Genomic DNA, 1092 nt, shown 5'->3' with positions numbered 1-1092 from the left:
TGTCAAGACCCGCTTGGTTATAGACGCGTTTTAGAAATAGTTCCGGCTTTTTTTGCTGCCAATCCTTGAGAGCTTGAATCGGCGTTAAATGCTTCAAGGCGCGTTGCGGAATGCAGTTATTGTAAATCTTCAGATAGCTTCGCAGAGTCGATTCCAGCTCCGCTGCGGAGGCGAACCGGGTCTGCTGGACGATCTCCGATATGCGGCCATTGAAGCGTTCAACCATGCCATTGGTTTGGGGGTGGCGCGGCGGAATCAGGCGGTGCTCGATGTCGAATTGTTTGCAGAGACGGTCAAACACATGCTTGCCTGTCGGTACCCGGTTGCCGTCGAGATCCTTCTTCTTGCTAGTGAAACGGTCAGTGAATTGGCTGCCGTTGTCGGTCAGCAGCTTGATGATCTTGACCGGGCAGGCACTCTTCACCTTGCTCAAGAAGTCGACGCTGCTGCCCTCGGTCTGATCGGAATAGATCTCCATGAAGACCCAGCGGGTTGCCCTGTCGATGGCGACGAACAAATATCGGCGCGTTGTTTCGTCCGGCATCTGCGGCAAGTACTTGATGTCGATATGAATGAACCCAGGCTCATAGTCCTTGAACGTCTTCTTCCGGGCGGGCTCGTCGGTCTCATTGGCGATCAGGTCGGTCAGCTTGGAGACGCCATGGCGGCGCAGACAACGACCCAAGCCGGCGCGCGATACGTCAGGATTGATGAACTCCCGCGTGATGGCAAGCAGGTCGTCGGTAGGTAGTAGCAGCGTCGTGCGCAACTCCACTACAATCGCCTCCTGGACCGGCGTGAGCGTCGTGCGCAAGGTATCAGGGCGATGGGACAGGTCCTCAGCGCTGTCACGTTCCTTCCACTTGCGGATGGTCTGCCGGCTCACGTTATAGCGTCGCGCCAGTTCGGCTTGGCACAGATCGGATTCCCGGATTTCCTTGCGGATCAGGTGCGTTGTTCTGGCTAGGCTGTGCAAGGCTTGTGTCATGTTCTCGGACGCGATTCGTTGGAAGGAAGAAGTGTACTCAAAACGTGCCTGGCTTTGAAAAGGGGCCAACTACGAATGGGTACATAATCACACGAATCTAAACA

The 1092-nt window shown here is 55.4% G+C and carries 1 protein-coding gene; it reads right to left on the bottom strand.

Going from position 1 to position 1092, the window contains the following annotated elements:
• On the bottom strand, positions 1–988 hold a 988-nt coding region (locus ACP7DD_RS26530; protein WP_426178391.1), incomplete at its 3' end, for an IS481 family transposase.
• Positions 989–1092 lie beyond the last annotated feature (104 nt).

Source organism: Massilia sp. TWR1-2-2 (genome assembly GCF_049897565.1).
Classification (GTDB): Bacteria; Pseudomonadota; Gammaproteobacteria; order Burkholderiales; family Burkholderiaceae_D; genus JAFCUW01.
The sequence above is the reverse complement of the archived record's forward strand: the minus strand, read 5'-3'. Positions and strand labels throughout refer to the sequence as shown.